Below are 25,203 nucleotides of genomic sequence, written 5' to 3' on the forward strand. Positions count from 1 at the left end.
GACATTCAGGATAATCCCGTATACTGACCATCCCTTTTCGAAGTCCAGAGATCGTGATGGAATGGAATCCCGCCCGGCTGTCGCGCCTGCAGCTGTCCGGCACCCTCGCCATCGTGTTCGCGCTGGCGCTGACCCTGGCCAGCTATTTCCTGATGATGAGCTGGCGCGATTTCCAATCCGGGCGGCAAAACATCGAACAGGAGGCCACCGCGCGCGCGCGCGACGGCCTGCAAGCCTACGCCGACCACGCCGCGCTGCTGCTGTCGGCGCTGCGCGAACGCACCAACGACACCATGCGCCACCAACTGCGCGAGCAGGTGGACCAGGCCTGGAGCCTGGCCGACGCCATCTGGCGCCGCGAGCATGCCCGGCAGAGCCCGCGGCAGGTGCAGCAGCTGATCGTAGAGGCGCTGCGGCCGCTGCGCTACTTCGACGGCCGCGGCTATTTCTTCATCGACACCCTGAGCGGCCGCTGCGTGCTGCTGCCCACCGCGCCCGAGCGCGAAGGCCAATCGCTGCTGGACAACCGCGACGACCGCGGCCGCCACATCATGCAGGGCCTGCTGGATTCGGTGGACAACGCCGCCGGCCGGGGCTTCTCCGCCTACCGCTGGTACCTGCCCGGCGCCGGCCGCATGGATGACAAGATCACCTACGCCCGCCGCTTTCCCCGCTACAACTGGCTGATCGGCAGCGGCGAATACATCAGCAACGTCGAGGCCGCGCTGCAGCAGCAGGGCCTGGACACCTTGGCGCGGATGCGCGCCGGCCAGGCCGGCGGCGAGCTGATGATCATCGACGGCGGCGGCATCATCCGCCTGTACCCGACCCGGCCGGCCCTGGTCGGCAAACCCTACCTCAAGCTGCCGGCCGCCGAGCGCGCCCGCGTCGAACAGCTGGTGCAGCTGGGCAAGCACGGCGGCTTCGTCGAATACAGCCAGCAGGACGACGCCGGCCTGGCCTCCGACAGCTATCTCGCCTACAGCCGCCAGTTGCCGGGCTGGGACTGGACCCTGGTCACCAGCGTCAAGGTGCAGACGATACGCGACGACAGCCTGCGCGCCGCCCAGCGGCTGAAAGGCCGGCTGGCCGAGCGCATCCTCGCCACGCTGGGCATGACCCTGGTGGCGATGCTGTTCGCCGGCCTGCTGTGCTGGTACTTCGTGCGCTGGGTCGGCGCGCTGGTGCGGCGCTACCAGCAGGATCTGGCGCAAAGCCATTTGTCGCTGAAGGAGCAGGCGCGGGAACTGAAGCTCAGCCATTTCATGATCGACAACGCCACCGAGCTGGTGGCGCTGCGCAACAGCCGCGGCGAAGTGGTGTACTGCAACCAGGCGCTGCGGCAAGCGCCGCAGCTGGCGGACGCGCTGTTCCGCCATCCCGGCGGCGGCTACCCGATCACCTTCGAAACGATGGAGGGCGCGGGCGAGTCCGAGCGCTGCCTGGAAGTCACCATCAACCAGCTCAACTACCAGGGCGACGCCTACCTGTGCGCCACCGCGCGCGACATCAGCGGCCGCCGCCAGGCCGAACGCCAGCTCAGGCTGGCCGCCCAGGTGTTCGAATCCAGCAACGAGGCCATCCTGATCTCCGATCCGGACAACCGCATCCTCACCGCCAACCGCGCCTTCGGCCACATCACCGGCTACGGCGAAGCCGAGGTCCGCGGCCTCAAGGCCTCGATGCTGTTCTCCGACCGCCACGAGCCGGCCTTCTTCCAGCAGATGTGGCAGACGCTGCAGCAGCGCGGCCAGTGGTCGGGCGAAATCTGGAACCGGCGCAAGAGCGGCGAGCACTTCCCCTGCTGGGTCAACATCAGCGTGCTACTGGACGCGCAGGGCGAGATCAGCCACTTCGTGGCGCTGTTCACCGACATCTCCGAGCGCAAGGAACAGGAGGCGCGGGTCCAGCACATGGCCGAATACGACGCGCTGACCGATCTGCCCAACCGCGTGCTGGTCAACGACCGCCTGCACCAGGCGATACGCCAGGCGGAGCTGCAACACAACCAGCTGGCGGTGCTGTTCGTCGATCTCGACCACTTCAAGAACATCAACGACACGCTGGGCCACTGCGCCGGCGACGAGCTGCTGAAAGAAGTGGCGCGCCGGCTGGCGGGCGCGGTGCGCGGCCTGGACACCGTCGGCCGCACCGGCGGCGACGAATTCGTGCTGATCCTGCCGTCTATCAATCAGCCCGGCGAGGCGGCGCAGATCGCCGAGCGCATCCTGCGCACCATCCAGCAGCCATTCCAGATCGGCGAGCATTCGCTGGTGGTCGGCTGCAGCATAGGCATCAGCCTGATGCCGGACGACGGCAGCGACATCCAGACCCTGCTGATGAACGCCGACCTGGCGATGTACCACGCCAAGGCGCACGGCCGGAACACTTTCCGCTTCTACACCCGCGAGATGAACACCCAGGTGGCCGAGCGGCTGCTGATGGAAAACCGGCTGCGGCGGGCGATGGAGCAGGAACAGCTGTACCTGGTCTACCAGCCGCAATACGACATGGCCGGACAAAGGCTGCTGGGCTGCGAGGCGCTGCTGCGCTGGCGCGACCCGGACGAGGGCCTGATCATGCCCGGCCGCTTCATCCCGGTTGCCGAGGACACCGGCCTGATCGTGCCGCTGGGCCGCTGGGTGCTGGACCAAGCCTGCCGCCAGGCCAGCCTGTGGCTGCATGCCGGACTGGCGCCGATGCGGATGGCGGTCAACGTCTCCGCCCACCAGCTGATGCGGCACGACTTCATCGACGACGTGCGCGAAGCGCTGCAGCGGCACGCGCTGCCCGGCCACTGCCTGGAACTCGAGGTCACCGAGAGCACGCTGATGGCCGATGCCGACCTGGCATCGCGCCAGCTGGCGGTGATCAAGGCGATGGGGGTGCGGCTGGCGATAGACGACTTCGGCACCGGCTACTCCAGCCTCGCCTACCTGAAGCGCTTCGCGCCGGACGTGGTGAAAATAGACCGCTCCTTCATCAGCGATCTGCCGGGCGACGAGGAAAACGCCGCCATCGTCAGCGCCATCGTCAACCTGGCCGGCGCGCTGAGCATGGAAACGCTGGCCGAAGGCGTGGAAAACGAAAACCAGCAGCGCTTCCTGCAAACGCTGGGCTGCGAAGCGATGCAGGGCTATCTGCTGGGCAGCCCGCTGGCCGAAGAAATGATGACGCGCCGGCTGGAACAGCAACAACCGCGCCCGATGCAGCCGGCCTAAGAGCCGCTAACAAAACTTCGCAGAGAACCTGAGCCAAGGCGCGCCGACGCAGGCAGTACCCACCCGTACGACAAGGAGGCGCAACGCAGGATCAGGGGTTTTGTTAGCGGGTCTAAGCGCGGCGGTTCAGCGCGGCGACGCCAGCCAGCCGCCGACGGCCAATACCAGCAACACCAGCGCCGCGGCCGCGCCGACATCCAGCAAGCGCGCCAGGCCCAGGCCGCCGACCAGCGTCAGGTGCGCGGCGGCCAGCATGCTGCGGGCGGCGAAGGCGGGGCGGTAGGCGCGGAACAGCGTCAGGCTCAACATCCCCGCCGCGGCCATCGCCCAGGCCAGCGGCGCGCTGTCGCTCAAGGCCAGTCCCAGCGCCACGCCGCAAGGCACGCCGATCAGGGCAGCGCTGACGCGTTGCCAGCTCTTGCTCCGCACCGCGGCCCAGCCGCCGACGCAGACGCTGGCGGCCGACCACACCAGCCACTGGCCGTACGGCAAACGGCTGGCCGCCGCCCACCAGGCCAGCAGGCCGACGCAAACAAAAGCCAGCCCGAATGCGGGCGACTCGCCCGGCTTGCGCTCGGCGCCCCCAACGCGGCCGGCCAACAGGTGCAAGGCCCAGGTGGCCAGCGCGCCGCCCGCCAGCCAAGGCAGCTCGGCCGACAAGACCGCGCCCCGTTCGGCCATCTCATAGCCCAAATACAGCGCCGGAATGAAAGTGAAATTGGCGACCGAGCGCCAGGCGGCGCGGCGGCGGCCCAGCCGGCACCCCAGCTCCGCGGCCAGCCCGCAGGCCAGCGCGAACCAAACCGGCCAGCGCCACAGCCAGGCCAACAGCAGGCAACCGGCCAAGGCGAGAACAGCTTGGAGCGCGGCGGCCCGGATGCCCAGCCTCCCCCGCTCCATCGCGATCAGGCAGCACACCGCCAGCATGCCTGCGCTCAACCAGCGCGGGTCGCCAGAGATGAGCGCCATGGCCAGCGCCGGCAAAAGGAGAACGGCGGACCGCGACGCCAGATAGCCGTCGCAGTGCCGCGCCAGCGCGGCGCTCACAACGCCTCCAGCTGCTCCTGCGTGACGATGCCGGCGATCGCCGCCAGCTGCCGCATCGACATCTGGTGCTCTTCCTCGCTGGCCGCCGCGCAGGCGGGCTCCAACACCAGCACGCGGTAATCGCGGTCGTGCGCGTCGCGCGCGGCGGCCTGCACCGCCCAGGTGCTGCTGACGCCGGCCACCACCAAGCGCTCGATGCGCTGCGCGCGCAGCACCGCCTCCAGGCCGGTGGCGTAGAAAGGGCTGACCCGGTGCTTGGCGACCACCGCGTCCTCCGGCCGCACGTCCAGCTCCGGATGGAAGGCGGTGCCCTCGCCCTGCAGGTTCAGCGCCTGCAATTCCGCCGCGCGGCTGAAGATGGCCGAGCCCTGCGGCATTTCGACATAGGACGGCGAGAAGCCCACCTTGACGTGGATGACCAGCCAGTCGCGCGCGCGCGCCAACGCGATCGCGCGGTTGGCCTCGGCGATCACCCCGCGCTCGGCGGCATGGCCGGCGCAACGCGCCACCCGGCCCTTCCGGTGCATGATGTCGATGATGTAGTCCAGCGTCAGCAATGCGGTTTTCATGCTTGCTCCTTGGTCGATGTGGGTTCGGACGCGGCCAGCCGCTCCAGCAGTTCGCCGGCCCGCAGCAGGATGCCGCGCTCCTCGGCGCTCAGGCCCTGCAGCGCTTGCTGCAGCCAGCCATCCCGCAATTGGCGGTTGCGCCGCAGCGCGGCCTCGCCAGCCTCGGACAACCCGACGCGCACCCGGCGGCCGTCGTCCGGGTCCTGGGTGCGGCGGATCAGGCCCGAGGCGTCCAGCTCGCGCAGCGCGCTGGCCAGATTGGACGAGCGCAGGTTCTCCCGGCGCGCCAGCTCGGTCGGCGTGATGTCGCCGCCCGCGCGGTCTATCGCGCCCAGCACCGCCAGCAGCCCGAAAGGCAGGACATCGAGGCTGCCCTGGCGGCGCAGCCTGCGCACCATGGACATCAGCTGCCCGCGCAGCCGAGTGGCCTCGAGGGTAGCCGTGAAATCGGTTTCTTTCATATTGCTATTTTTACATAGCTATAAAAACATAGCAATATAACCGAACCAAGGACCAATCCATCAAACCTCTGTCGTCAGCGGGCCCGCATCCCCGCGTGCTGGCTCGCCTTGCCCATCGCCCGCTCGATATCCTGGATATCCAACACCTGATAGGCCAGGCCCAGCGCCAGCAAATCCACCAGGTAGTCCCGGCCGAAAATGGGCGAGCCCTCCCAGTCCGACCCGGCGACGCCCAACATCACCGGCGCCGTGATGATCACCCGTCCGCCTTGTATGGTGTCCACTGCGTAATCGTCGTCGCCAATCCTCCGCGCCACCTCTGCAGATGCCATCCCCTCCCCCATTCGCTTAGAAAACCGTCTGGCCGGCGCGGATCCGGACGCAATGCCCGGGCCGCGCCGGCCATCCGATTTCGGCCAGATCAAGCTCATCGCTATAACACCCACCGAGAACAATCACATCCAAACACTTCTGCCAACAATAAAATTAAATTAAAACAATATATTCCGACCTAGTTTGGTCTTACCCCAAAATTAGACTCATGCTTTTGACATCGACAAACATACCACTGATTCGCCTCTCCGCGTTAAAAAATATGCATTTTACGCAAGATATAAACATATAAAATGCATTATGTGCAATGATGTTTGCATTTCAATATTTGTCAACCACATGGTTTGCTGCTAGCATTTTCTCCTTTTTCGCCCATAGAGAAGCCCGCCGTGACAGACGATTTCAGACCGCTCTTCCTGGCCCGGCTCGCTCAATTGCTGGACGCGAGAGGCATGGCCGAACGCGAACGCACCACCTGGCTGCGCGACCTGCTCGGAATCGATCTTTCCAGCGCCAATCGCAAGCTGAAAGGCGGCATCGCCTTCAATATCGAAGAAGTAGCCAAGGTGGCGAAAGCCGTCAGCTGCTCAACGGATTATCTGCTCGGTCTGAAGGAAGGCAGCGCGCGCGACGCGCTTCCAGGCCTGGCCTTCCAGGGTCTCGGCGTTCAAGCCACGCTGCTCTGCGACCGGCTATCCGAACAGGAAGCCATGGTCGTCTCCGCCAGAAAACGGAATGCCGCGGACAACGGCGATGCGATGATCGCCTGGATCTCGCGCCAAAGCAGTGCGCAACACGCACAATTTGTAGGATGGAAAGACGACGAGCATGGCTGCTGGCAGCTGGGCAGCCTGGACGAAGCGCCCGAGCATGCGGCATTGCACCGCGTCTATGCGTCATTGCGGCTGGACGCGTCAATCAGCGCCTACCGGGTGGCTGTGCTGGATGACCGCGCCGAAGCGGCGGAAGTGATGCAAGGCTTTCTGGAGCAAGCCGGCTACGCGGCGGACATCTATACCCACGTCGTCGGCCTAAGCCAGGCGCTGCAACGCATCCGTTACGACGCCTTCGTACTCGATTGGTCCATGGGCAGAGGCGAGACCACCGAGGGGCTGATGGAGGAAATCCGGCAGCTGCATGCGGCCTGCACGCCCATCATGCTGATCACCGGCGAGGCCAGCGAACTGGAGATCGAACGCGCGATAGACCAGCACGGCGTCCGTTACTTCCAGAAGACTGGCTTGTTCAAACCCATCATCGCGCAATTGAAGAAAGACCTGCGGGAACAGAGCTGAGCGAGAAAGTCACGCCGCCTCGACCGGCAGCCGGGCGACGAATACCGACCCCTTGCCCGCCTCGCTGCTCGCCAAGTACGCCTCGCCGCCCATCAAGGCCGCGATCTTCCGTACAATCGCCAGCCCCATGCCCGCGCCGCCCCGATTCACGCCCTTGCCCTGGCTGAACGCGTCGAACAGCGCGCCCCGCTCATGCTCCGGTATGCCGATGCCGGTATCGCTGACCGTCAGCACTAGACAAGGCCGCGGCGCAGCCGGCTCCCATCCCAGCGCGACATGGATTTCTCCATGATCGGTGTAGCGCAGCGCGTTGGAAATCAGATTACCGACAACCTGCCGCACCCGCGTCGCGTCGGCGCAAACCTCGCAGCCGGTTTCCTCCTTCGCCGAAAACGACAGCAGCAGGCCCTTGGCTCGGGCAGCCGACTGGAATTCGCCGACCACCCCCGCCACCAACTGGCCTGGCGCGAACGCCGTAGGCCTCAACGTCATCCGGCCGGCATCCAGCCGGCCCATGTCCAGCAGATCCTGCATCAGCTTGGACAGATAGTCCGCCGCGGTTCTGACATTGGCGATGGTCCGCCGCGCCCTGGGGTCGGCCACCTGGTCGGACAACAGCTCCACCCCACCCTGTATCGTATGCAGGGGCGTCAGAATCTCATGGCTGACCGAGGACAACATGGTGGAGCGCGCCAACGCGGTCTGCACCGCCTCCTCTTTCGCCTGCTGCGCGGCGGAAATGACGCCGCGCTGCAATTCTATGATCTCCTGCCGCCGGATCGCCTTCCACAGTTCCCGCGCCAGAAACACCGCCAGCACCGCCCAGGCGATCAAGCAACCCAGCGCGAAATTGCGCAGCCGCAGCGTCTGTTCAATCGACGCGTCCCGCAGCCTGACCTCCTCCAGATGCGCCGCCATCACCAGTTCGGCGATCACTGGGGACATCTCGTCCAGCGCCGTCCGCAGCGACCGCATCGCCGCCGCGTCATGCCGAGTTTCCGGGAACAGGGCCGCCGCGCGGGACATGAAGCCCGCGATCCGCTCCAGCAAGGCCGCATAGCCGGCGTTCTTGCGCAGCTGCGGCGACACTGAGCGGTTCAGCACCAGGTATTTTGACTCCAGCACATCGTAGGCGATCTGCAGATCGTCGAAGGTCTCCACGCCCAGCGCGTAAGCATTGGCCTCGCCATATAGGCGCTGCACCGCGTAGCGGTACTGCGAGGCGGCCCAGTAATATCCCTCGCCCGGCCCCGCAGCCTGCTCCAGCGCATCCTTGGAGAACAGCGTGCTCTGCACATACAAGAAACACAGCATCGGCAGCAGGACGACCATGAAGAAAAAGATCAGCCAAGGCCGTCCCCGCTGGGCATGGGCGTAGAGCTTCATCAGCGCACCACGATATACCTGACCTGCCAGGCCAACTTGGCGTCCGATTTCACTTTTTGCAACTCAGAGAAATCGCTGACCGGATACATGACCCACAGCGGGCCAAAGTCGCGCCGCTCCAGCGGCTTGCCGTTGAGGAAGCGGGCCATGATCGGACGGTAGCGGGCCAGGTCGCTGACCGGCAGAGTGACCTTGTAGTCGTCGTAGGTCACGACATCGATCTGGGCGCCGCGCGCCCCGGCCGCCCGCAGAATGTCGTCAATCGCCGGGCCAGAGAATGCGGATTTGGGCGTCCATGTCGTCTTGGTCTGGATGGTGCGCTGCGGCAGCTTCAGCAAGTCTTGCTCGCTGAACCGGTACTCGCGCCGCGCGGCGTCGTTGAAGACGCCGATATTGCCCTTCACCACCAGGATGGCGTCGGCGGCCTGGGCAATGCTGCACCCCGCCAGCCACAACAGTCCACCCAGCCAGAACCCCACGCCTTTTCGCATTTCTCCCCCCATCCGCCCCTATAGGCAAAGCGGCTAGCCTACCATCACGGGCGGCATCGGGAAATGCGTTCAACATTTCAATTGACGGCTGAAAATCACAAACGCAAACCGCACCCCATGCCGGTCATCTCCGCCGCGGCTCAATCGAATCGCAGCGTATAGCGCGACTCCGCCGACATCGCCGTACCCGCGCGCAGAATCACCGACCAGCCCTTGGACAGCTGATAGGCCAGCTTCACCGCCTGGTCGGCGCTGCTGATGCCGTACTCGTAGCCCAGATAGAGCTCGCGCGTCAGCTGGCGGCCCACGGTCACCACTTGCTCGGCCGGACTGACCGTGCCGTTGGCCAGCGTCTTCTCCTTGCGGCTGGACACGCCCAGATCGTCGAACAGGCCGATGCGGTCGTTGATCGAGCCCGCCAGCATCATGCCGGCGGACGCGGCCAGATCGTTGTTGTCGCGGTCGCCGCTGGCGGGACGGCCCAGCACCAGCCAGGCCAGCCTGTCCTTCTCCGCCATCGGCTCGTCGCTGATCAGCCTCACCTTAGGCATCGCCACCGACCCGCTGACTTCCACGCCCGCACCCACCGGCGACAGCCGGCGCTTGGCCTGGACGTTGAGCAGCGGGTTGTCCAGCGGACCGTTGAAGGTGATGGCGCCGAAGGTGATGTCCAGATCCTGGCCATAGGCCTTGTAGCGCCCCTTGACCACCTTGACCTGGCCCTTGGCCGCCGGAGCCTCGCCTGGGTTGGCGCTGACATGGACCATGCCGGACAGCTCCACGTCCAGCCCCTGGCCGGTGAAGCGGAAGCGGTCGCCCAGATCCAGGTCCAGCGCCACCGTCAGCGGCATGGTGGCGAAGGCGGACGGCTCCGCCGGCGGCCTGCCCACCACCACCACATCGCCGCTCAGGTCCGGCGCGCCCAGTTTGGGCAAGCCGATGCGGCCTTGGTCTGCGCGGATGCGACCGCTCAGCGACAGCTTGCCGCCGACGAAAGCCAGCTCGCTCTGGCCGGACACCACCAGCCGGCGGCCCGGCCGGTCGAACACGCTGAAGCGCTGCAGCGCCACCTTGACCCGCGCGTCGGGCAGATCGTCGCTGAGATCCAGCGTGCCGCTGGCGGTGACGTCGCCCTTGCCGCTGACGAAGCGCAGCTGCTGCAAGGTCAGCTTGCGGCCATCGATGCGGGCCAGCAGATTGCCGTCGGCCAGCGCGATGCCGGTGCGGCGATCGGCGAATTTCAGCTGGTCGCCGCGGATCTGGCCCAAGGCCTGCGGCGCGGCCAGCGGGCCGCTCAAATCCAGGCTGGCTTGCAACTGCCCGCCCAACTCCAGACCGGGGCCGGACAACTCGGCCAGCGTCGACAAAGCCGGCAGACTGGCCCGCAAAGTGCCGGACACCGGCGTGCGGCCATCGATGTGGCCGCCATTCCAAGGCAGGCTGCCCTGGCCCTGCGCCTGGGCGAAGCGGCTGTCCAGGTTGAGCTTGAACGCCAGCCGGCGGCCGTCCAGATCCAGATCCACCCGCGCGGTCTTCAGGCCCAGCGGCACCGGCCGGCCCTTGCCTTGCGGCAGCTGCACGTCGCCGCCGCTGCGCCATACCGCCAGCTGCCCCTGTCCGGACGGCGCCAGCCCCCAGTCGGCGTCGAACTGCAGGTTCTGCTCCACCGGCAGCTTCAACAGCGGGCCCAGCTCGGCCAATTTAATGCCGCGCGCGCTGCCGTGGCTGCTGAGCGCGCCGTTGGCCTGGCGGGTGAAGTCGGCCAGGGTGAGGCTTCCACCCAGCAAAGCCAGCCGCGCGGCGCCCAGCTTCACCTGGCCGTCGCCGCCGACGAAGAGCGAAGCCGGCGCCAGCAGACTGAGGCTAGGCTTGCCGGCCAGATCCAGCTTCTGCACGCTGCCCTGCCAGCCGCCGGCCGCGGTCAAGCCGCCGCTGGCCGCCAACTGCAAGCCGTAATTCAGATCGCCCTCGCGGAAGCGCCCGTCCAGTTGCAGGCCGTGGCGGGCTCGGGTGCCCGACGCGCGGGCATGCAGCTGCTCGGCGCGCAGCGTGCCGGCCTGCAGCGCCGCCACGTCCAGGCTGAGCTGGAAGGGGCTCGCCTGGTCGGCCTTGATATTGCCGGCGAACTGCAGCGATTGCAGCGCCACGCCGCCCGGCAGCTTCAGCCGGTCGGCCTGCAGCTTGGCGTTGAGCAGCGGCGCCTTGGGCACGCCGGCCAATTCGCCCTGCCCTTGTATGGTGCCGGCGAAGCCGGGCCCCAGCAGGGACAGATTGGGCGCGTTGATCGCCAGTTTCAGCTTGTCGCCGGCCACGCCGTAGCTGCCGTTGGCCTGCAGCCGGTTGTCCGCCAGGCGGATATCCATCAGCAATTGCTTGAGGCGGCGCTGGTCCAGCAGCACGTTGGCGCTGCCGGACAACGGCGCGCCGGACAGCTTGCTGGGCGCGAACTGCAGCTTGGCGCCGACTTCCATCGGCTCAGCCAGCTGGCCGGCCATCTTCAATGTCGCGTTCAGATCGCCCTTGGGCAGCTTGGGCTGCAGCCTGGACGGGTCGGCGCGGCTGAGCGCGCCGTTCAGTTCGAACAACTGGCGGCCGGACAAGCCCAGCTTGCCATTCACGCTGATCGCGCCGCCGCCGGCACCCAGCTCCAATTTCTTCAACAGCAACGCCGGCTGCTTGCCGCCGGCCAGCTCCAGCAGCGCGTCGGCGCGCAGCTGGCCGCCTTTCAGCTGGGCGGCGACGCGCGGCTCGGCCGGCGCGCCTTCCACCGTGACGCGGCCGCCTATGGTCTCGTCCGGCGCGGCTTCGTGCAGCTGGTGCAGCGACACCTTGCTCAGATCGGCCGCCAGCTTGATCGCGCCCGGCTTGAATTCGCCCGACAGGTCCACCCGGCCGCCGGCCGCCTCGACATGGCTGTTGTACAGCTCCAGCGCCTTCTCGTCGGCACGGAATTCGCCGACCAGCAGCGACAACGGCAGCTTCTGCGCCGACAACGCGCCCGGCTCGGTATTGATCAGCGTCAGGCCGCCCTTGACCCGCTGGCCGGCGTCCGGCTCGGCGAACACCGCGAAGCTGAGCCGGCCCTTGGGCCAGGACGGCAGCAGCGATTGCGGATTGATGTTGCCGACGCGGGCATCCAACCGCGCCAGCCGGTTAAAGGGATTCGTGTCGAACGGCCGCAGCGCGCCGGACAGTTCCACGCTGACGCCCTTGCCGTCCATCTGGCCGGAGAAGGCCGGCTTGAGCAGATCGCCGGACAGGTCCAGCCTAGCCTTCACCGCTACTTGCTCCAGCTCGCCGCGCGCGGCCAGCTGACCGGACAAGGCGAACGGCGAAGCGGCGGCCAGCTCCAGGCCGGCGTCGATGCCGCCCCACGGCGTGTCCAGCCGCTTCAATTTCAGACGATGGCGGGCGCCGTCGTAGTCGTAGCCGGCCTGCAGCCGGTACAGGCTGACATGGGCCGGCTCCAGCGTCAGGCTGGCCAGCGACAGCTCGCCGACGCGGACCTTGAGCGGCAGCGCCAGCGATTGCGGCGCCTGCAGCGGCGCCGGCTTTTCTTCCGGCTTGGCCCGGCTCAGCACCCGCACGTGGCCCAGCGCCAGCCGGTCGATGTCCAGCTTGCCGCGCCACAGCTCCAGCGGATGCCAGTCCAGCTTCAGCGATTCGATGTCCACATCGTCGCCGGCGCTGCGCACACGGATGTCGCGCAGCGCGAAGCCCTGCCACAGCGCGCCGTCCACCGCGCCGACGCTGAACAGGCCGCCGCTGAGGCGGCTGGCGCCCTGCAAGGCCCAGGCGAAGCCGGCCGGGCTGGCGCTGATCCAACCCAGCAAGGCCAGCAGCAGCGCGAACATCAGCGCCAGCGCGCCGAAAAAGGCGCGCCAGCGGCGCGGCCGCCGTGGAGGAGTGGGCGCCTGCTCCGGCGCCTCGGTTTGGGGTGTCTGCTTGTCGCTCATGGGATCAGAAGGCCAGGCCCAGGCTGAGGTTCCAACGGATCTTGCCGTCGCGCTCAGCCTTGGCGATGTCGAAGGACAGCGGCGCCACCGGGCTCATCCAGCGCACGCCCACGCCGTTGGCGTGCTCGGGCTGGAAGCCCTTCCAGCTGTCGGCGGCGTTGCCGGCGTCGGTGAACAGCGCCAGGTACCAGTCCGGCTTGATCGGAATCTGGTATTCGAGGCTGCCGGTGGCCACCACCCGGCCGCCCAGCACCGAGCCATTGGGGCCGGACAGGCCCAGGCTCTGGTAATCGTAGCCGCGCACGCTGTTGGCGCCGCCGGCGCGGAACAGCAGCGTGGACGGCACCTGGGCGCCGTCGCGCGCCCACACCTGGCCCAGCTCAGCCCGGACAACCAGAGTGCCGTACTTGGGGAACGGCGACCAATAGCCGACCGCGCGGCCGTAGGCGCGCACCATCGAGGCGGTGGAGCCGAACTGGCCCACCGAGCCCGACAACCGGCCATCCAGCAGATAGCCGCTGCGCGGCCGCATCAGATCGTCCACCGAACGCTGGGTCCAGCCGTACACCAGCTGGGTGACATGGGTGTCGCTGGTCAGCTCGCCGCCGGCTTCGGCGCTTTCCTTCAGGAACTCCACCCCCATCCGCGCCTCGATATTGCCGCGGCTGCGGATGCGCCACACGCCGGCGTCCACCGTGTTGGTCTTCAGGCCCTGCACGGTTTCCGACTTGAACGAGCTGGTGATGGAATGGGAATAGCCGTCGGACTGGCGCGGGAAGCCCAGGCCGAAGCTGACCGCCTGTTGATCGCGCTTCCAGTCCAGCAGCAGCGAGCCGGTGTAGCCGCGGCGGAAGATGTTGTAATGGTCGTAACCGACCCGCACGCCGGGCCCTTCGACCGAATCGTAAGTGAGGCCGAGCTCCACCTTCTGCCGCGGCATCTCCACCACGTCCACCGTCACCGGCACGCGGTTGTCGGCGATGTGGTCGAAATCGGCGCTGACGATCACCGACGAGAAATGCGGATCCTGCTCCAGCGCCGACTGGTAAGCCAGCACCTTGTCCTGGCTGTACGGCGAGCCGGGATTGAAGTCGGCCATGCCCAGCGCCACTTTTTCCGGATAGCGCTTGATGCCGTTGACGGTGATCTTGCCGAAAGCGATCAGCGGGCCGCTGTCCAGCTTCACCTCCAGCGTGGCGCGGCGGGTGGCGGGATCGATCCTGGCTTCGCTGGACACGATGCGCGCTCGGGGAAAGCGGTCGGCCTGCAGCCGGCGCAGCACCGCGCGCTTGCCGGCATCCCAGTCCGCCTGGCGGTAAGGCGCGCCCATCGGCAGCGTCCAGGCTTCCAGCACCTGGGCCAGACGCTGCTGATAGTCGCTTTGCTGGCGGATGTCGCCGTCCAGCCGAATGGTGACGTCGTCGATCAGCACCGGCTCGCCAAGGCTGACCTTGACCCGCACCCGGTTGCCGCTCTCCAGCGTCGTATCCACTTTGGCGCCGAAATAGCCTTCGGTCTCCAGCAGCTTCTTCGCCTCGTCCGGCGTGCTCTTCACCAACGCCTCCAGCCAACTCTGGTCGACATCCGGATCTTTCTGGTTTTCCATCAGATCCAGGTTGTCGCGCAGCAATTGCGCCAGATCGGACGGCGCGTCGATTTCCACGCTGTATTCAATGCCGGCCTGCGCCTGCGCCACCGCCAGACAGGCGGCCAGCGCCAACAGCCGGCCAGGGCGGCAGGCGAAAAAGCGCGGAGGGAGAATGGAAAAACGTGGCATGGTTCGATTCAAAAGGGGATGTCGCATGGTAACGGAAGTCAGCGGGGCTGGCGACCGGCAAACGATTGTCAAACAAGGGGTATCTGACCATGTTCGCCCCACTCAAGTTCACTCCGGGCTTGTCCATGCGCAAGGCATCAAACCGGGAAAACGCCGCATCCGCGAATATTTTCCCCATCAACACCCAACCCAATCCCCCTTGCCCTCACCCTCTTTTCATAAAAGCACATTGAAATATAAAAATTAGTCAGAACATTGAATATGTATTTTGGTATTTCACACCAATCTGAATGAAGCGACCGCCATGAAACCATCGTTGTCCGCCCTTCCCATTCGAGCCCTTGCCGCCGCGCTGTTCGCCGGCCTGCAATTACTCTCTTTCGCCCAGGCGGCGGAACCACCCGCCTCCTCCGAACCCGTCCAGCTACGCAATCAGGCCCCCGGCTTCTTCCGGATGCAGCTTGGGGACTTCACCGTCACCACCCTGTTCGACAAGAGCCTGCAACTACCGACATCCGTGCTGCAAGGCGCCGCCCCCGGCCAGATCCAGACGCTGCTCGATGCCGGCGGCAACCCTCTGTCCGCGTTTCCGGTTTCCGACAACGCCTTCCTGATCCACACCGGCCGGGAACTGGTGCTGATCGATACCGGCGCCGGGCGCTTCTATGGCGAAGGCGATGGCTCGCTGCTGGATAATCTGCGCGCAGCCGGCTACCAGCCCGAACAGGTCGGCAAGATCATCCTCACCCACCTGCATGCCGACCATATCGGCGGCCTGCTCCGCCCAGACGGCCAACCGGCCTTTCCCAACGCCGCCATCTACAGCCACTCGGCCGATTTCGCGCTCTGGACCAGCGCGGAAATGGCCCGGTCGACGGACCCGGCCAAGCGCAAACTGCACGGCATCGTGAAAACCGTCTCCGCGACTTACCGCGCGGCGGGACGCTGGCATACCTTTGATGGCCAGGCAGAGATCGCGCCCGGCGTCACCGCCGTGCCGCTGCCGGGCCACACCGCAGGCCACACGGGCGTGAAGGTCAGCAGCCATGGCGAAACTTTGTGGGCGGTGGGCGACATGATCCACAACCTGGCCGCCCAATCGGCCCAGCCAGAAATCTATGCCAGCTTCGACACCGACGGCGGACAAGCGGCGGCCACCCGGCGGCAGGCCTTCGCCCGCATCGCCGCCGGCCACGACTGGATCGCCGCCGCACACGCTCCCTTCCCCGGCATCGGCCGCCTGCGCGACGACGGCGGACGCTTCGCCTGGCTGCCGGCGGAGCGATTGCCGCTTGCCGAATCCCCTCGCTGAGCATGCCGCCGCCCGAGCGGCAGACGCCAATCTCAAGCAGTCGCAGAACGCCCGGCGGGGATGGCCTCAGCGCTCAGGTAGGCGCAGACCAAGCCCAGCAGCTCGCGCCTCAGGCCAGGCAAGGCCAGCAGGCCGCGCCGCGCGGCGTTGTGGATCACGCCCTCGATCGCCGACGACAGCAGGTGGGCGGCGACGCCGTCCGCGTCATCCGGTCCGCGATGCCTGGCAACGATGACGCCGTACAGCCGCAGATATTCGTCCTGGAACGCCCGGTGCGCCGCCTCGCCGGCATAGGGATTCGGCAGATCGAGCAAGACCCGGTGCAAGGCCGGAAAATCGCGGTGGATGGCGATCATCCCGTCCACCAGCGCCTCGGCCAGACATGCCGGCGCGGCCTGGCCATCGACGGCGCGGCGCAGCACCGCCAACACCGCCTCGAAGTGGCGGCAGCGGATGGCGTCGACCAGCGCGGTCTTGTCGGGAAAGTATTGATACAACGAGCCGATGCTGACCCCGGCGACGCCCGCCACCTCGTTGGTGGTGAGGCCGGCCCAGCCGCGGGCGTCCAGAACGCGAGCGCCGGCTTCGACGATCGCGTCCACCATCGCGCGGGAACGCGCCTGGCGCGGGGCCTTGCGCATCGCCGCCGCCGGCCCGGGAATGCGAGTGGACACGCCTGCCTCCTCGGAAAACAATTCAATCATGTCTAGATAGCATGAATGGGGAGGCCGGCACCATGAGCGCGAACCGACTATTGACGCGGATGTTCCGCTACCAGGCATGGGCCGACGAGGAGATGCTGACGGCCATCGCCGGACTCGATCCCGAGCGCCACGCCGAGGAGCGCCGCCTGGCGCTGCGGCTGATGAATCACTGCCTGGTGGTGAACCGGATCTTCGCCGCCCATCTGCAAGGCATCCCCCATGGTTTCGCCGCCGACAACACGCCGGACACCCCGGAGCCGGAAACGCTGCTGCGGGAAATGGCGGCGCTGGACCGCTGGTATCTGGACTACGCAGCCGGCGCCGCGCCGGCGGAGCTCGCGCAATCGATACCGTTCTCCTTCACCGATGGCGACAACGGCTACATGACGCGCGAGGAAATGCTGACTCATATCATCACCCACGGCGGCTACCACCGCGGCGAAGCCGGACGGCTGCTGACCCAGGCCGCCGCGCGCCACGCGCTGGGCGTCGAACTGCCCTGGGACACCTACGCGGTGCATCTGCACCGGACGGAACCCGTCCGCCGGTTGCAGGGAGAAGCGCTGCCAACCGCTTAGAAAACAGCCTGCGCCAGCGGCAGGCGGAAGCGCATGCGGTGCTGGCCGGGGCCGCTGTAATCGAGCATAACCGGCACGCCGTCCTCCACGCCATCGCCCTCTAACAGCGCGAAGCCCATCCGCCGGTGAAACGCGATGGACGCCGCATTGCCCGGCGAGGTGATGGCTTGCGCCTCCAAGCATCCCCGCTCGCGCGCCGCCGCGAAGAAACGGCGGTACAGGCTGCGCCCGATCTCCTGGCCGCGGGCCGCCGGCGACACGCCGACAAAGTGGATGTAGGCGATCTCCGGCCGCGACTGGGACTGGAAGCCCACCAGGAAGCCGACGATCTCCTCCCTCTCAAGCGCGGCAAAACCGGTGCCGGAGAAATGGTCGAAGAACATGCGGTGCAGCAGATGCCTCACCTGGCGCCCTCCCCACCAATCGTCCATCACCGAGGAAATGAACGCGAAATCGCTGGATTGAATCTGTCGGATCTGCATGCGGCACGCCTTTCTGTAGCGATCGTCGGCCGGCCTCCCGCTCCGCGGCTGGCAGCAGATGGATGGATGGATACGGAAGCCTCGGCCAAAACCGCATTATGCCATTGATATTTCCGCTTAAAACAACCCGTCTCCGCAGCGACTACGTATTTGTTCGTACAAAAACCATCTATCTTGAAGCAGGGTCGCTCCGCTCGCCGCGCTTGCGATCAACCCTCAGAATCCTGGTGAGGCGACCATGTTCGACAGAAGCGACAAAGGCATCATGCTGAAGGCCATCATGGTGGCCGCTCCCATCCTGCTGTGCATGGGCCTGCTGCCGGTGTTGTCGTTTTATATTGAAAAACTGCAGGAAAAAGGCCGAACGGAAATCGTCGAATACATCTCGATCGCCCAGGCGGCGATGGAAGTAAAGTTCGACGCCGCCGACCTGAACGGCTGGCAAACCGGCTACGCCTTCGACATCGTGCGCAACGTGGACGGCGCCAACCGCGACAACGCCATCTCCCGGTCGGAATTCCTGCGCTCGGCAGACAATTTCCGCCGCGACATCCAATCCCTGCGCGACATGCCGCTGGCCGCCGATCAACGCAGCCTGCTGGACAGCGTGCAGCGGGATTTCAACGCCTTCATGGAGCGGGATCGAGACATCATCGCGATGTACCGCTCCCACACGCCCGCCTTGCGCGACAAAGCATCCACGCTAGTGATGGGCGAGGAAATCCAGATCTTCAACCACATCTCGCAGAACACCAACGCGCTGGCCGTCTCCATCACGCTGGACCTGATGAGAAAAGTGGCGCAGTCCAACTCCTACGGCATCGTCGCCCGCTGGATCATGCTGGTGATGTGGATCGTCGCCAGCGCGATGGCCATCCTGCTGGTGCGGCTGCTGCACAAATGGCTGGGACAGATGCGCGGCCTGATGGAAAAGCTGGAAGCGCTGGCCGGCACCGACGAGCTGACCCAGCTGCCCAACCGCCGCACCTGGGACATCCAGATAGAAATGATGCTGGCCACCGCCAGGCGCTACAACCAACCCATCGCGGTGGCGCTGTTCGATCTGGACCATTTCAAGCAATTCAACGACACCTACGGCCACCCCGAAGGCGACCGGCTGCTGCGCGAGGTGGCGGTACTGATCAAGTCGCGGATGCGGCAATCGGACCTGTTCGCCCGCTTCGGCGGCGAGGAATTCGTGCTGGCGCTGATGGACTGCGACCTGCCCCAGGCCGTCATCCGCATCGACTCGCTGCGCGGCAATCTGCCGGACAACCAGACCTTCTCCGTCGGCGTCACCCTGTGGATGGAAGGCGAGCGGATACACAGCACGCTGGCGCGGGCGGACAAGGCGCTGTATCTGGCCAAGAACGGCGGCCGCGACCGGGTGGAGAGCGCGGAGCCGCCGACGCGTGGGTAGGATGGGAAATAGGCAGCGACAACAGAACTGTCACGCCACGTCCGCCGCGTCCACCAAGCCGCCATACTCCTCCGAATACGCGTAGCGGCCATCCAGCGCGCCGGACACAAAATCAGCGAAATACGCGTCAAACCCCGCCGCCACCCGCTCGCGGTCGCCGGTTTCATGCCACATCGTGATCACCTGCCCAAGCGTGCCAAACTCCACCGGGTCCAAATCCAGACACAGATGATCGCCGCCGCCGTTGTGGGTAAAGGGAATCCAGCGCGGATTCCACCAGTCGTTCTTGATGCCCGCTTCCGGCTCCGATGTTTCGCCAGCGAAAACGCCGTCGTCCAACAACTCCTTCCAGACGCGCCACTGCCGGTACACCTCCCCGCAAGACAGGAATTCCATCCCGTCGAACAGGAAGTCGCCGCCGCCCTGCCCGTCATGAATCTTCAGGCAGGCCACATAATCGGCCGGCAGCGTCGCACCCAATTGCCGCTCCAGCTCGGCGATTTGCGCGTCACTGGCCGGCGGATTCAAGCTCGCCAGCCCATCTGGCCAATGCTCGGCCAGCCATGCCTCGAACTGCCGCCACAACTCATCCATGTTCAACCTTTCTTTCCGCCATCCGGAAATCATCGCACGCCCAAGAAGAAGGGGCGGCCATCGGACCGCCCCTCGCCATCAAACCCGCTTTGCCATCAGCCTGCAATCCGCCCCATCCGTTCCGCCAGACGCAAGTGGCAGGCGGCGGCCAATTTGACCAGGTCGCCATTGTTGACCGGCATCCGGCCCGGCTCGGCGATCAGCTCGGCCAAGCCCTCCAGCGTGGCGACGGAGCTGCTGAGGCCGATCAGCTTGCCATGCGGCCAGCGCTGTTTGTTGTGGCGTTCATAATCCAGCGCCACCACCCAACGCGAATGCTGCCAAGGTCCAGGGCCGCGCAGCACCGCCTCCATCACCGCCCTGCCCACCTGCTGCGCCGCCTCGGCGGCAAGGGCCAGCGCCAGATGCAGGCTCTCCACCGTGGAAGCCACCCCGCCCTCATGCAGCAAAGCCGGCCGCGTCTCCTCCTGCCACCAGCGCCGCAGCCGTCTTGCGCCGGGCTTCTTCACCCGCCGGACAACTTCATCGAGCTCGCCTTCGGACAGGCACAGCACCGGCTCGTCCTCACCGGCCAACAGCAGCAAGCGGCCGGCGGGCTGCTCCAGTAGCGGCAGCAGGTCTTCCACCTCCTGCTTCATCGCGGCGGCGATTTCGGCGGCGACAAACCAGAAGCCCTCCTCGCGGCGGATGACGCGCAGGGGGAAGCCTTTGGCGTAGTCGAGGCGGAGGGGCGCGTTTACGTCGAGGGGTATGTGGTGGTTCATGGCTAGGCCTCCTGACTTGCGTGGATGCCATGCGCAGCGTTCAGGCGCAAAGCTCGGCGGCAATGCAAGGAGTGGGAATGCGGAGAGCCATGAAGAAAGACAGATACAACAAAACGAGCATCCATGATGAAGCTCCTAGTGTTTCGTTGAATTGCGCCCCCTGTTGAGAGGGGCGGCCAGGTACTTCAACACCGACACTAGACGGCCCGTTGCCTTAGCCCTTGCGGGCTATTTTTCGACAGACGCGCTACCCGGCCATAAGCAGTAGACGCGCCAAGAGCAAGGCGCGGCTAGGAAACCTATGGACGCAAAAAACCCCGTCTGTCGGGCGAGGCTACCGCTAGTGTGTCAGGTGTGTTGAGCACCGAAGCAAATTCTATCAGTGGGGCGTCGTTGGAACAACGAAGCTAAACCTAATGCCAGGGCGCTCTTCGAACAATGTTGTTCTGCCAGCCTTCTACCAGTGGCTAGCCGAGGAGACTGCATAGCCAGCATTTCTCCCCGTTAATCTTGATAGTTCTGTGTCCTGTCCGAATACCGTTCCCAAGAAACTGACGAGCTACCTACTTTCTCATTCCGTTATGAGGCGAGGCGTTGCCTCGCACCTAGTGGCCTGCTCAGCAATATGCGCAGCTGCTGCGCAGTGGAGAACCACCTATGTCTTAAAGAATTGGGAAATGACGTTACTGCTCGCAGGATTCCATCCTGTGCTTATCTTGCTTCTGAAGCTTATGCCTAGATGGTAAGTATTTGTACCTATAAGAATCTTAAAAAAATAGTTTTTATGGGAACTATTATCCAACGATAAGCATGCCAAACACGCGCCATCATGCCGTTGCATGCCGGGAATTGTGGACATGTATAGCGATGCAGGTGATCTTGTTAGATGTGGAAATTCGGAGATAGTGCTGAATTGTATAGTTATATAAACTAGGTGGTAGGCATCGACAAGTCAAACGGCCATGAAATTATCATTGACCAAGTCATTTTCAGCATTGAACACACAACCGAACTGCATATAGGAGATTGATGTGATGAAAATTGAAGATGAAAATTTCGATTTGGATATGGACCTGAAAAAAATGATGCAGGCGGCGACCGATATTCAAAGGCCAGCTTTGCTGGACTGCTTGCTTATTGATTATAGTGATTCATCTACAGTAACTGCAAATGTAGTTACTGTCACAAATTTGGAAGATAATTCAGATGCCAACTCGTGAAAAAATAACTAGTGAGATAAATCTACAAAAAATAGCAGGACAAGATAAAATTAGGCGCAAATATCTCGCTCTACTGCATAAGAAGACAAATCGCGACACAGTAATATATTTTAGCGCTTACAACATACAACGATCTTTTTTGGTCCCATCTGCAGCCCTTTCGGTAAACCAAGAGGATATTCAAGGATTTATGACAAGTTTGCATAAGCTAAAGGGAACGCAACTTGATCTAATCATTCATAGCCCCGGAGGCTCCAGTGAGGCCGCTGATCAAATAGTTCAGTATCTTCGTGCGAAATACAATCACATAAGAGCTATTATTCCACAGAATGCGATGTCGGCAGCAACAATGTTGGCATGTGCAGCAGATGAAATTGTTATGGGGAAACACTCGGCCATAGGTCCTATTGACCCTCAAATTATGATAAATATGCCGAACGGGGGACAATCTGCCATGCCTGCCCATACTATCCTGCAAGATTTTTATAATGCCAAGATTGAAATTATGCAGAATCCTGTCTTGTCTAATTCCTGGGCGCCAAGATTCTCTTCTCTTCCTGCTGGTTATCTTAATTTTTGCCAGCAATTAATTCAGCAGGCCGAAGAGAAAGTAAAAACATGGCTTGGGCAGTATATGTTCCAAAATGATAATGAAGGCAAAGCGGAGAGAGTTGCCAAGTGGTTAGCTGACTTTTCCCAGCATCGCACCCATGGGAGACCTATTGGAATTGATTTAGCCAGAGAAAAAGGGTTAATTGTTACCCCGTTAGAAGCAGATCAAGAACTACAAGAGGCTGTACTTTCTGTATTCCACGCAACGATGGCAACCTTTCAAACGACTGGGTGTTTGAAAGTCATAGAAAACCATCTTGGCAAGGGCCTGTATGTAACGGTAGGACCTCCTTCACAACCACAGTCTTCGCTAGTGAATTCAGCTTGGCCAACAAGCTAATTACACTTATTTTTCCAATACAAAATAGAGATGACCTACCACTACAGGGAAAGCTGGACCGACGCGCCCCAACTCCCCATCAGCGCAAGCCGGCTCCGAAGCTATTTCCAAGGTTTTAAGCCGCCGACTGTCCGACGCGGGGCGACGTAAGCGCCCCGCTAGTTCCGGCGGCTCCTTGGAAATGGCTTTGGAGCCGGGGTTTCGCCGCGCTGTTGGGGTCGCCTAGGGGTGTCGGGGAGCTGGCGAGACAGCTCCCTGACCTGCTCGGCGGGCAGCCCCGCCATCAAAATCCATCGTCCGCGAAGCGGACACAAAGCCGCAATAACATAATCGGTGCGTCGCCCCTACGGGGTGACGCACCCTACCCGCTCTTTCGCAATCGGCGGCGGATCACCAGCAAGCTCGAAACCGCGACAACCGTAGTCGAGAAAATGACCATATACAGCGGCTTTACCTGGAACAGATAGGGTTGCAGATAGGCCAGCCCGACGATGACGAGATACAAACCGACAACCGCGATGGCGATAGCCAGCCCCGCTGCCAATACATGATTACGCATGCCCACTCCTGATGAAGTTCAGCGCCCGGCGTCCTCCAGAAAGCTCCAGCAAAGAGGGCTTGGAAATGGCGGAACGCCCGCTTCGCGGGCTTCCGCCCTACGAAATACATTTATCATATCACCCGGCCAAAACAAAAAGGGCAAGCCGCCAGGCTTGCCCTTTCTCCATCTGATGGCGATCAATCAACCGCCGATCAAACCTTACTTCTTGCGTTGCGGCGGCAGGTCCGTGCAGGTGCCGTGCGCCACTTCCGCCGCCATGCCGATGGACTCGCCCATCGTCGGGTGCGGGTGAATGGTCTTGCCGATGTCGGTCGCGTCGCAACCCATCTCGATCGCCAGGCACACCTCGCCGATCATGTCGCCGGCGTGCGGGCCCACAATGCCGCCGCCGATGATCTGGTGGCTTTCCGCGTCGAAGATCAGCTTGGTGAAGCCTTCGTCGCGGCCGTTGGCGATGGCGCGGCCGGAGGCGGCCCACGGGAACACGCCCTTCTCGATCTTCAGGCCTTGCTTCTTGGCTTCGTCTTCGGTCACGCCCACCCAGGCCACTTCCGGATCGGTGTAGGCCACGCCCGGAATCACGCGGGCGTCGAAGTAGGCTTTCTGGCCGGCGCAGTTTTCCGCCGCCACGTGGCCTTCATGCACGCCCTTGTGCGCCAGCATCGGCTGGCCGACGATGTCGCCGATGGCGTAGATGTGCGGCACGTTGGTGCGCTGCTGCTTGTCCACCTGGATGAAGCCGCGGTCGGTCACGGCGATGCCGGCGTTTTCCGCGCCGATCAGCTTGCCGTTCGGCGCGCGGCCGGTCGCGTACAGCACCAGGTCGTAGCGTTGCGGTTCTTTCGGGGCCTGCTCGCCCTCGAAGGTCACCCACACGCCGTCTTCCTTCGGCTCCACGGCCACGGTCTTGGTGTTCAGCATGATGTTGTCGAAGCGGTGGGCGTTCCACTTCTGCCATACCTTGACCAGGTCGCGGTCGGCGCCCTGCATCAGGCCGTCCAGCATTTCAACCACGTCCAGGCGCGCGCCCAGCGTGGAGTAGACGGTGCCCATTTCCAGGCCGATGATGCCGCCGCCGATGATCAGCATGCGGTTGGCGACGCCCTTCAGCTCCAGCGCGCCGGTGGAATCCACCACGCGCGGGTCGTTCGGGATGAACGGCAGCTTCACCACGCGGGAACCGGCGGCGATGATGGCGTTCTTGAACTTGACGATCTTCTTCTCGCCCGACTCTTCGCGGCCCTGGCCGGTGGTCACCGAGACTTCGATGTGGTGCGGGTCGATGAAGTGGCCGTTGCCGCGCACGATCTCCACCTTGCGCGCCTTGGCCATGCCGCCCAGGCCGCCGGTCAGCTTGGCGATGACCTTTTCCTTGTAGCCGCGCAGCATGTCGATGTCCACTTCCGGCTTGCCGAACTTGATGCCGTTGGCGGCCAGGTGGCTCACTTCGTCGATCACCGCGGCGTTGTGCAGCAGCGCCTTGGACGGGATGCAGCCCACGTTCAGGCACACGCCGCCCAGGGTGGCGTAACGCTCGACGATGACCACTTTCAGGCCCAGGTCGGCCGCGCGGAAGGCGGCGGAGTAACCGCCGGGGCCGCCGCCCAGCACCATCACGTCGCATTCCACGTCCGCGCCGCCGCTATGAGTAGCGGCGACCGGAGCGGCCTGCGGCGCGAAGCCGGCCTGGGTGGTGGCGGAGGCGACGCCGGTGGTTTCCACCGGCTTCGGGGCGGCCGGAGCCGCGGCGGCTGCGCCAGCGGCTTCCAGGATGACGACCACGTCGCCTTCGGACACTTTGCCGCCCACGGCGACGCGCACTTCCTTGACGGTGCCGGCGGCTTCGGCCGGCACTTCCATGGTGGCTTTGTCGGTTTCCAGCGTGATCAGGCTGGCTTCTTTTTCAATCACGTCGCCCGGTTTGACGAACACTTCGATCACGTCCACGTTGCTGTGGCCGCCGATGTCCGGGACTTTCAATTCGATCAGATTGCTCATGGTGATCCATTCAATCCATGTAGGACGGGTTCGCCGCCTTAGCGGCCACCCACCGGAAATATGGAACGGCGGGATGCGGCG

22 protein-coding genes are annotated in these 25,203 nt (G+C 64.3%); 8 read left to right on the forward strand and 14 right to left on the reverse strand.

From position 1 onward, the window contains the following. Window positions 1-56: 56 nt before the first annotated feature. Entirely contained in the window at window positions 57-3,221 is a 3,165-nt protein-coding gene (locus tag VA599_RS18585; protein WP_021475866.1) for an EAL domain-containing protein, read from the forward strand. Between the two features lie 126 nt (window positions 3,222-3,347). On the opposite strand, the gene VA599_RS18590 is transcribed toward VA599_RS18585, so the two are convergent. The 4 genes from VA599_RS18590 to VA599_RS18605 form a co-directional block, all read right to left on the reverse strand. Next, window positions 3,348-4,190, reverse strand: coding sequence for an FUSC family protein (locus VA599_RS18590; protein ID WP_346789964.1), 843 nt, complete (start codon window positions 4,188-4,190; stop codon window positions 3,348-3,350). A 74-nt stretch (window positions 4,191-4,264) separates the two neighbouring features. Beyond that, complete coding sequence (locus VA599_RS18595; protein ID WP_346789966.1) at window positions 4,265-4,837, reverse strand: cysteine hydrolase family protein; 573 nt, start codon at window positions 4,835-4,837, stop codon at window positions 4,265-4,267. Then, a complete protein-coding gene (locus VA599_RS18600; protein WP_346789968.1) occupies window positions 4,834-5,298 on the reverse strand; it encodes a MarR family winged helix-turn-helix transcriptional regulator in 465 nt (154 codons plus the stop codon). The genes VA599_RS18595 and VA599_RS18600 overlap by 4 nt, the downstream gene beginning before the upstream one ends. Window positions 5,299-5,372: 74 nt before the next feature. Next, window positions 5,373-5,630, reverse strand: a complete 258-nt coding sequence (locus VA599_RS18605) for a hypothetical protein (protein WP_346789971.1) — start codon at window positions 5,628-5,630, stop codon at window positions 5,373-5,375. Between the two features lie 390 nt (window positions 5,631-6,020). On the opposite strand from VA599_RS18605, the gene VA599_RS18610 reads away from it, so the two are divergent. Continuing rightward, window positions 6,021-6,926 (forward strand): helix-turn-helix domain-containing protein, encoded by a 906-nt coding sequence (locus VA599_RS18610; RefSeq protein WP_346789974.1) that lies wholly within the window; start codon window positions 6,021-6,023, stop codon window positions 6,924-6,926. 9 nt (window positions 6,927-6,935) lie between these two features. Here VA599_RS18610 and VA599_RS18615 read toward each other — a convergent pair whose 3' ends face one another. The 4 genes from VA599_RS18615 to VA599_RS18630 form a co-directional block, all read right to left on the reverse strand. Beyond that, window positions 6,936-8,312 carry a sensor histidine kinase gene (locus VA599_RS18615; protein ID WP_346789977.1) on the reverse strand — a complete coding sequence of 459 codons (1,377 nt, stop codon included), beginning with the start codon at window positions 8,310-8,312 and terminating at the stop codon, window positions 6,936-6,938. Then, the gene (locus tag VA599_RS18620) at window positions 8,312-8,803 is read right to left on the reverse strand and encodes a putative pterin-binding protein (RefSeq protein WP_346789979.1); all 492 of its coding nucleotides are present in this window, start codon (window positions 8,801-8,803) and stop codon (window positions 8,312-8,314) included. Before VA599_RS18620 ends, VA599_RS18615 begins: the two co-directional genes overlap by 1 nt. Before the next feature lie 140 nt (window positions 8,804-8,943). Then, window positions 8,944-12,759, reverse strand: coding sequence for a translocation/assembly module TamB domain-containing protein (locus VA599_RS18625; RefSeq protein ID WP_346789981.1), 3,816 nt, complete (start codon window positions 12,757-12,759; stop codon window positions 8,944-8,946). A gap of 4 nt (window positions 12,760-12,763) precedes the next feature. Then, window positions 12,764-14,536 carry an autotransporter assembly complex protein TamA gene (locus tag VA599_RS18630; RefSeq protein ID WP_346789984.1) on the reverse strand — a complete coding sequence of 591 codons (1,773 nt, stop codon included), beginning with the start codon at window positions 14,534-14,536 and terminating at the stop codon, window positions 12,764-12,766. On the opposite strand from VA599_RS18630, the gene VA599_RS18635 reads away from it, so the two are divergent. Continuing rightward, window positions 14,520-14,783, forward strand: coding sequence for a hypothetical protein (locus VA599_RS18635; RefSeq protein WP_346789986.1), 264 nt, complete (start codon window positions 14,520-14,522; stop codon window positions 14,781-14,783). The genes VA599_RS18630 and VA599_RS18635 overlap by 17 nt on opposite strands. A gap of 57 nt (window positions 14,784-14,840) precedes the next feature. Beyond that, window positions 14,841-15,848, forward strand: a complete 1,008-nt coding sequence (locus tag VA599_RS18640) for an MBL fold metallo-hydrolase (RefSeq protein ID WP_346789988.1) — start codon at window positions 14,841-14,843, stop codon at window positions 15,846-15,848. 32 nt (window positions 15,849-15,880) lie between these two features. Here VA599_RS18640 and VA599_RS18645 read toward each other — a convergent pair whose 3' ends face one another. Further along, window positions 15,881-16,522, reverse strand: coding sequence for a TetR/AcrR family transcriptional regulator (locus tag VA599_RS18645; protein WP_346789990.1), 642 nt, complete (start codon window positions 16,520-16,522; stop codon window positions 15,881-15,883). 62 nt (window positions 16,523-16,584) lie between these two features. Between VA599_RS18645 and VA599_RS18650 the strand changes: the two genes are divergently transcribed. Beyond that, a complete protein-coding gene (locus VA599_RS18650; protein ID WP_346789993.1) occupies window positions 16,585-17,130 on the forward strand; it encodes a DinB family protein in 546 nt (181 codons plus the stop codon). On the opposite strand, the gene VA599_RS18655 is transcribed toward VA599_RS18650, so the two are convergent. Beyond that, window positions 17,127-17,612: a GNAT family N-acetyltransferase gene (locus VA599_RS18655; protein ID WP_346789995.1), complete on the reverse strand. Its 486-nt coding sequence runs from the start codon at window positions 17,610-17,612 to the stop codon at window positions 17,127-17,129. The two genes, VA599_RS18650 and VA599_RS18655, sit on opposite strands and share 4 nt — an antisense overlap. 238 nt (window positions 17,613-17,850) lie before the next feature. Between VA599_RS18655 and VA599_RS18660 the strand changes: the two genes are divergently transcribed. Continuing rightward, entirely contained in the window at window positions 17,851-19,032 is a 1,182-nt protein-coding gene (locus VA599_RS18660; protein WP_346789998.1) for a GGDEF domain-containing protein, read from the forward strand. 30 nt (window positions 19,033-19,062) lie between these two features. Here VA599_RS18660 and VA599_RS18665 read toward each other — a convergent pair whose 3' ends face one another. Both VA599_RS18665 and VA599_RS18670 read right to left on the reverse strand, forming a co-directional pair. Continuing rightward, window positions 19,063-19,626, reverse strand: a complete 564-nt coding sequence (locus VA599_RS18665) for an SMI1/KNR4 family protein (RefSeq protein WP_346790000.1) — start codon at window positions 19,624-19,626, stop codon at window positions 19,063-19,065. A gap of 95 nt (window positions 19,627-19,721) precedes the next feature. Continuing rightward, on the reverse strand, window positions 19,722-20,390 hold the full coding sequence (locus tag VA599_RS18670; protein ID WP_346790002.1) for a BRO-N domain-containing protein: 669 nt from the start codon (window positions 20,388-20,390) through the stop codon (window positions 19,722-19,724). A 1,034-nt stretch (window positions 20,391-21,424) separates the two neighbouring features. Between VA599_RS18670 and VA599_RS18675 the strand changes: the two genes are divergently transcribed. Beyond that, entirely contained in the window at window positions 21,425-21,610 is a 186-nt protein-coding gene (locus tag VA599_RS18675; protein ID WP_346790004.1) for a hypothetical protein, read from the forward strand. Continuing rightward, a complete protein-coding gene (locus VA599_RS18680; RefSeq protein WP_346790006.1) occupies window positions 21,597-22,562 on the forward strand; it encodes an SDH family Clp fold serine proteinase in 966 nt (321 codons plus the stop codon). Before VA599_RS18675 ends, VA599_RS18680 begins: the two co-directional genes overlap by 14 nt. A gap of 361 nt (window positions 22,563-22,923) precedes the next feature. Here the strand turns inward: VA599_RS18680 and VA599_RS18685 are convergent, their stop codons facing one another. Beyond that, window positions 22,924-23,121: a hypothetical protein gene (locus VA599_RS18685; RefSeq protein ID WP_346790008.1), complete on the reverse strand. Its 198-nt coding sequence runs from the start codon at window positions 23,119-23,121 to the stop codon at window positions 22,924-22,926. Window positions 23,122-23,322: 201 nt separating this feature from the next. Next, entirely contained in the window at window positions 23,323-25,122 is a 1,800-nt protein-coding gene (gene lpdA, locus VA599_RS18690; RefSeq protein ID WP_346790010.1) for a dihydrolipoyl dehydrogenase, read from the reverse strand. Between the last annotated feature and the right edge of the window lie 81 nt (window positions 25,123-25,203).

It is taken from the genome of Chromobacterium indicum (genome assembly GCF_039708975.1).
In the GTDB taxonomy this organism is placed as follows: Bacteria; Pseudomonadota; Gammaproteobacteria; order Burkholderiales; family Chromobacteriaceae; genus Chromobacterium; species Chromobacterium piscinae.

What these genes read in the sequence shown, in the direction of transcription:
- VA599_RS18630 (WP_346789984.1), bottom strand. Translation starts at nt 14,536, where the DNA reads ATGCCACGTTTTTCCATTCTCCCTCCGCGCTTTTTCGCCTGCCGCCCT.
- VA599_RS18650 (WP_346789993.1), top strand. Translation starts at nt 16,585, where the DNA reads ATGAGCGCGAACCGACTATTGACGCGGATGTTCCGCTACCAGGCATGG.
- VA599_RS18660 (WP_346789998.1), top strand. Translation starts at nt 17,851, where the DNA reads ATGTTCGACAGAAGCGACAAAGGCATCATGCTGAAGGCCATCATGGTG.
- VA599_RS18635 (WP_346789986.1), top strand. Translation starts at nt 14,520, where the DNA reads ATGGAAAAACGTGGCATGGTTCGATTCAAAAGGGGATGTCGCATGGTA.
- VA599_RS18675 (WP_346790004.1), top strand. Translation starts at nt 21,425, where the DNA reads ATGAAAATTGAAGATGAAAATTTCGATTTGGATATGGACCTGAAAAAA.
- VA599_RS18640 (WP_346789988.1), top strand. Translation starts at nt 14,841, where the DNA reads ATGAAACCATCGTTGTCCGCCCTTCCCATTCGAGCCCTTGCCGCCGCG.
- VA599_RS18595 (WP_346789966.1), bottom strand. Translation starts at nt 4,837, where the DNA reads ATGAAAACCGCATTGCTGACGCTGGACTACATCATCGACATCATGCAC.
- VA599_RS18605 (WP_346789971.1), bottom strand. Translation starts at nt 5,630, where the DNA reads ATGGCATCTGCAGAGGTGGCGCGGAGGATTGGCGACGACGATTACGCA.
- lpdA (WP_346790010.1), bottom strand. Translation starts at nt 25,122, where the DNA reads ATGAGCAATCTGATCGAATTGAAAGTCCCGGACATCGGCGGCCACAGC.
- VA599_RS18665 (WP_346790000.1), bottom strand. Translation starts at nt 19,626, where the DNA reads ATGGATGAGTTGTGGCGGCAGTTCGAGGCATGGCTGGCCGAGCATTGG.
- VA599_RS18585 (WP_021475866.1), top strand. Translation starts at nt 57, where the DNA reads ATGGAATGGAATCCCGCCCGGCTGTCGCGCCTGCAGCTGTCCGGCACC.
- VA599_RS18625 (WP_346789981.1), bottom strand. Translation starts at nt 12,759, where the DNA reads ATGAGCGACAAGCAGACACCCCAAACCGAGGCGCCGGAGCAGGCGCCC.
- VA599_RS18600 (WP_346789968.1), bottom strand. Translation starts at nt 5,298, where the DNA reads ATGAAAGAAACCGATTTCACGGCTACCCTCGAGGCCACTCGGCTGCGC.
- VA599_RS18685 (WP_346790008.1), bottom strand. Translation starts at nt 23,121, where the DNA reads ATGCGTAATCATGTATTGGCAGCGGGGCTGGCTATCGCCATCGCGGTT.
- VA599_RS18655 (WP_346789995.1), bottom strand. Translation starts at nt 17,612, where the DNA reads ATGCAGATCCGACAGATTCAATCCAGCGATTTCGCGTTCATTTCCTCG.
- VA599_RS18670 (WP_346790002.1), bottom strand. Translation starts at nt 20,390, where the DNA reads ATGAACCACCACATACCCCTCGACGTAAACGCGCCCCTCCGCCTCGAC.
- VA599_RS18680 (WP_346790006.1), top strand. Translation starts at nt 21,597, where the DNA reads ATGCCAACTCGTGAAAAAATAACTAGTGAGATAAATCTACAAAAAATA.
- VA599_RS18615 (WP_346789977.1), bottom strand. Translation starts at nt 8,312, where the DNA reads ATGAAGCTCTACGCCCATGCCCAGCGGGGACGGCCTTGGCTGATCTTT.
- VA599_RS18620 (WP_346789979.1), bottom strand. Translation starts at nt 8,803, where the DNA reads ATGCGAAAAGGCGTGGGGTTCTGGCTGGGTGGACTGTTGTGGCTGGCG.
- VA599_RS18590 (WP_346789964.1), bottom strand. Translation starts at nt 4,190, where the DNA reads ATGGCGCTCATCTCTGGCGACCCGCGCTGGTTGAGCGCAGGCATGCTG.